General features: G+C 70.8%; 3 protein-coding genes and 1 pseudogene. 1 reads left to right on the top strand and 3 read right to left on the bottom strand.

Features of this window, described 5'->3' with window-relative positions; translation table 11 throughout:
• From AC13HU_RS31580 to clpB, 3 genes and pseudogenes are all read right to left on the bottom strand, one after another.
• A pseudogene (locus tag AC13HU_RS31580) lies at positions 1-333 on the bottom strand (hypothetical protein); the annotation flags it as partial.
• Between the two features lie 292 nt (positions 334-625).
• A complete protein-coding gene (locus AC13HU_RS31575) occupies positions 626-1,201 on the bottom strand; it encodes a YbjN domain-containing protein (RefSeq protein WP_483045402.1) in 576 nt (191 codons plus the stop codon).
• Complete coding sequence (gene clpB, locus AC13HU_RS31570; RefSeq protein ID WP_483045401.1) at positions 1,198-3,819, bottom strand: ATP-dependent chaperone ClpB; 2,622 nt, start codon at positions 3,817-3,819, stop codon at positions 1,198-1,200. Before clpB ends, AC13HU_RS31575 begins: the two co-directional genes overlap by 4 nt.
• 134 nt (positions 3,820-3,953) lie before the next feature.
• Between clpB and AC13HU_RS31565 the strand changes: the two genes are divergently transcribed.
• Positions 3,954-5,182 (top strand): cytochrome P450 family protein (locus AC13HU_RS31565; protein WP_483045400.1); only part of this gene is annotated, 1,229 nt, incomplete at its 3' end.

The following is a 5,182-nucleotide window of genomic DNA, read 5'->3' as shown; positions in this document are numbered from 1 at the left end:
GTCCTCTACGGGGTGGGCGTCACGTTCGCCGGTGGCCCGGCGACCGGAGCCCGGACGTACGGCACCCGGTCCCACCTGCGGGGAGTCGTAGACGTGGGTCTCGCTGACGAAGGTGCCGTCCGCCCGCCGGACCTTGTCCACGCGGTAGTAACCGGCGACGGCCAGCTCGCGCAGGGCCTTGGCGACGGCCAGGCGGCCCTGCGGGCTGGTGTCGGCCGTCCTCCGGCCATCCGTCGGGCCGGGAGAGGAGGTCGACCAGCAGCCCGCGGGCGGTGTAGGACAGCCGCCGGTCTTGCAGCAGCGTGTTCGGCAGGACCGTGAAACCGCGCGCATGGCGGCTACGATGAATCTGCATGAGGAGGGTTCGTCTCCTTGTGCCGGACCCCGGAGCGTTGGCGCGCTGCCGGGGTCACTCTATTAAGTTCGTCGGTGACAGAACGTATCACGCGAAGCGGGCCCAATCGACCGGCCCGCGAGAACAATTGATCACGCATCAGGTGATCCGCGCACAGACCCGCCGCGCACGCACGAGCGCCCGGGACGTCGTACGCGTTCGTACGTGTCCCGGGCGCCCATGAGGTGCGGGTGCGGGTCCCGGCGAATCCTCGCCCGGCGCTTCCTTTGCTCAGTCCTCGGAGCCGTCACCCGGCTCGGAGCTGTCGCCCGGCTCGGAGTCGTCGCCCGGCTCGTCGCCGTCGGCCGCCTCCTCCAGGCCCAGCCGCTCACCGAGCCACTTGTTGAACTCGATGGACGCCTGGACCCAGCTCACCGTGGTGGCCACGAAGTGGTCGAGGTTGACGCCCATGCCGATCAGCATCTGGGCCTCGCCGATGAGGCGGACGGCACCGTCGTCGTCGGTGTTCGTGTAGACCTTCGGCCACAGCGTGAGGTGGTTCCACTCGTCGATCGCCTCGTGGAGCTGTGCCTTCTCGTCCACGGAGTACGTGCGCTCGTAGAACGTGCGCACCGCGAAGACGTGCTGCTGCGCCTCGCCGCGGAACATGAAGTAGGTGCGGAACTCCTCCCAGGGCGCCAGGAGGTCGTCCTCTTCGTCGATGGCGTGCTTGAGCCCCATCTGGTCGAGGAGTTGCTTGACCAGGTCCTGATCCGGGATCACCACGTTGGCAGTGGGTTCTCCGCTCGGCTGGTCGGGTTCCGGCTGGCTCCCGAAGTTCGGAATCGAGGAGGGGTCGATGCTCACCGTGAAGGTTCCCTTCGTGACGTTTCCCCGCCATCCTCCCCCCTGACGATGAGCCCGTCGACCGCCCGGTCCACCCGGACGTTCTGCCCGTCCAGCACCTCTCCGGCCAGGATGGCGCGGGCCAGCGGGTCGCCGATCGCGGTCTGGATCAGCCGGCGCAGCGGGCGGGCGCCGTAGGCGGGGTCGTTGCCCTCCTCGGCGAGCCAGTCCAGGGCGCCGTCGGTGACGTCCAGGGTGAGCCGGCGGTCCCTGAGCCGGTCGGCGAGTCGGCTGGTCTGGAGCCGGGCGATCCGGCGCAGCTCGTCCCTGTCGAGCGCGGAGAACACCACGATGTCGTCCAGCCGGTTGAGGAACTCCGGCTTGAAGGAGGCGCGGACGGTGGCGAGGACGTTCTCCTTCTTCTGCGCCGGGTCCAGCTTGGGGTCGACCAGGTACTGGCTGCCCAGGTTGGAGGTGAGGATCAGGATCGCGTTGCGGAAGTCGACGGTACGGCCCTGGCCGTCGGTGAGCCGGCCGTCGTCGAGGACCTGGAGCAGGACGTCGAAGACCTCCGGGTGCGCCTTCTCCACCTCGTCGAGCAGCACCACGCTGTACGGGCGGCGGCGGACCGCCTCGGTGAGCTGGCCGCCCTCCTCGTACCCGACGTATCCGGGCGGGGCGCCGACCAGCCGGGCCACCGAGTGCTTCTCGCCGTACTCGCTCATGTCGATGCGGACCATCGCCCGCTCGTCGTCGAAGAGGAAGTCGGCGAGCGCCTTGGCCAGTTCGGTCTTGCCGACGCCGGTGGGGCCGAGGAAGAGGAAGGAGCCGGTGGGGCGGTCCGGGTCGGCGATGCCGGAGCGGGAGCGGCGGACCGCGTCGGAGACCGCGCGGACCGCTTCGGCCTGGCCGATCAGCCGCTTGCCGAGCTCGTCCTCCATCCGCAGCAGCTTCTGCGTCTCGCCCTCCAGCAAGCGGCCGGCGGGGATGCCGGTCCAGGCGGCGACGACGTCGGCGATGTCGTCCGGGCCGACCTCCTCCTTGACCATCGTCTCCTGGGCGGCGGCCTCCTGCTCCTCCCGGGTGGCCTCCTCCAACTCCTCCTCCAGCTTGGGCTTCTCCGCGTACATCAGCTTCGACGCGGTCTCGAAGTCGCCGTCGCGCTGGGCGCGCTCGATCCGGGTGACGATGTCGTCGAGCCGCTCCTTCAGCTCGCCGACCCGGTTCAGGCCCTGCTTCTCCTTCTCCCAGCGGGCGGTCAGGCCACGCAGCTCCTCCTCGCGGTCGGCGAGGTCCTTGCGGAGCTTGTCCAGCCGCTGCACGGAGCCGGGGTCGGTCTCGTTCTTGAGCGCCATCTCCTCCATCCGCAGCCGGTCCACCGAGCGCTGGAGCTCGTCGATCTCGACCGGCGAGGAGTCGATCTCCATCCGCAGCCGGGACGCGGACTCGTCGACCAGGTCGATGGCCTTGTCGGGCAGGAAGCGGGAGGTGATGTAGCGGTCGGAGAGCGTCGCGGCGGCGACCAGCGCGGAGTCGGCGATCTGCACCTTGTGGTGCGCCTCGTAGCGGCCCTTGAGGCCGCGCAGGATCGCCACGGTGTCCTCGACGGTCGGCTCGGCGACCAGCACCTGCTGGAAGCGCCGCTCCAGCGCCGGGTCCTTCTCGATCCGCTCGCGGTACTCGTCCAGCGTGGTGGCGCCGACCATCCGCAGCTCGCCGCGGGCCAGCATCGGCTTGAGCATGTTGCCCGCGTCCATCGCGGAGTCGCCGCCGGCGCCCGCGCCGACGACGGTGTGCAGCTCGTCGATGAAGGTGATGACCTGCCCGCCGCTGTCCTTGATCTCGGCGAGCACCGCCTTCAGCCGCTCCTCGAACTCGCCGCGGTACTTCGCCCCGGCCACCATCGCGCCCAGGTCGAGGGAGACCAGCCGCTTGTTGCGCAGGCTCTCGGGCACGTCGCCCTTGACGATGCGCTGGGCCAGGCCCTCCACGACGGCGGTCTTGCCGACGCCGGGCTCACCGATCAGCACCGGGTTGTTCTTGGTACGGCGGGACAACACCTGGACCACCCGGCGGATCTCCTGGTCCCGGCCGATCACCGGGTCGAGCTTGCCCTCGCGGGCGGCCGCGGTGAAGTCGGTGCCGTACTTCTCCAGTGCCTTGTAGGTGCCCTCCGGGTCCTGGCTGGTCACCCGTTGCCCTCCCCTGGCGCTCTCGAACGCCGTCAGCAGCGCCTTCGCCTTGGCGCCCGCGGTGGTGAGCAACTCGCCGGCCGGGCCGCCCTTGACGGCGGTCCCGATCAGCAGGTGCTCGGTCGACACGTACGCGTCGCCGAGGTCCTTGGCGCGCTGGGACGCGTCGGCGATGACGGCGAGCATGTCACGGTTCGCCTGCGGGGGTGCGACGGTGGCCCCCTGCACCGACGGCAGGCTCTCGACCAGCCGCTGCGCGTCGGCCCGCAGCGCCACGGGGTCGGCGCCGGTCGCGGCCAGCAGGTCGAGCACGTTCTCGTTGTCCGTGCCGCTCAGCAGAGCGAGCAGCAGATGCGCGGGCGTCAGGTCCGGGTTTCCCTCGGCGACGGCCTTGGCGTTGGCGCTGTTGAGCGCTTCCCGGCTCTTGTTGGTCAGCTCGGCTTCCACGGGCGTGCTGTCCTCCTCAATCGATCGTCGCTACCATGTACCTCAACCTGCTTGCGGGAACATGAAGCAAGTTGAGTCTATTCCACTCAAGGTGATTCCGGGCACAGGGCGGGCCACGATCTCGGGAGGAACCCATGACCTCGGCGCACCCGATGGATTCGCACCCGGCCGACCCGTATCCGATGGACCGCAGCGGCGCGTCCGTACAGGCCGATGCCGCCATCCTGCGCGAGCGCGCGGCCGCCTGCCCGGTGATGCTGCCGGACGGCGTCCCCGGCATGATCGTCTCCCGCTACCAGGAGCTGCGCGACTTCCTCGCCGACCCCGAAGTGGCCAAGAACGCCCGGCACTTCGCCGCCCTCCAGGAGGGCCGTATCCCGGCGCAGTGGCAGCTCAACGCCTTCGCCCTGGTCAACGGGATGACGACGGCCGACGGCGACGACCACCGGCGGCTGCGCGGGCTGGCCACCAAGGCGTTCACGCCACGCCGGGTGGCCTCCCTGCGCCCTTGGATCGAGCGGCTGGCCGGCGACCTGGCGGCCGAACTGCCCGGCCGGGCCGGCCCGGACGGCGTCGTGGACCTGCGCGCGCACTTCGCCTATCCGCTGCCGATGGGCGTGATCAGCGAACTGCTCGGGGTGAACCCGGCCTACCGCGACCGCCTGCACGACCTCACCCACCTCCTGGTCAGCACCTCCAGTTCGGCCGCCGACGCGACGGCCGCGCTGCGCGCGATCCACGACGTGCTCGCCCAGGTCGTCGCCGAGCGGCGAGCCCGCCCCGGCGACGACCTGACCAGCGCGCTGATCGCGGCCCGCGACGCGGACCGGGAGGACGGCGCCGAGCGGCTGAGCGACGAGGAGGCGACCGGCACCCTGCTGCTGATGATCGTCGCCGGGCACGAGACCACGCTCAATCTCATCACCAACGCGGTGCGCGCCCTGTGTGACCACACCGGCCAACGCGACCTCGTCCTTTCGGGTGAAGCCTCCTGGGACGCGGTGATCGAGGAGACGCTGCGCTGGGACAGCCCGGTGGCGAACTTCCCGTTCCGCTACCCCACCACCGACCTCGACGTGGACGGCACCACGGTGCCGCGCGGGACACCCGTGCTCGCCGGGTACGCCGCCGCCGGACGCGACCCGCGCGAATACGGCCCCGACGCCGGCCGGTTCGACATCACCCGGCCGCCGGGCACCCGCCACCTCGCCTTCGGGCACGGCGCCCACTACTGCCTGGGCGCCCCGCTGGCCCGTCTTGAGGCCGTGGTCGCGCTGCGCACGCTGTACGGGGCGTATCCGCGGCTGTCGATGGCCGTGCCGGCGGCCGAACTGCCGCCGCTGCCGAGCTTCATCAGCAACAG

The organism is Streptomyces sp. NH27, assembly GCF_056859195.1.
This window is presented reverse-complemented; position numbering and strand designations above follow the sequence as displayed.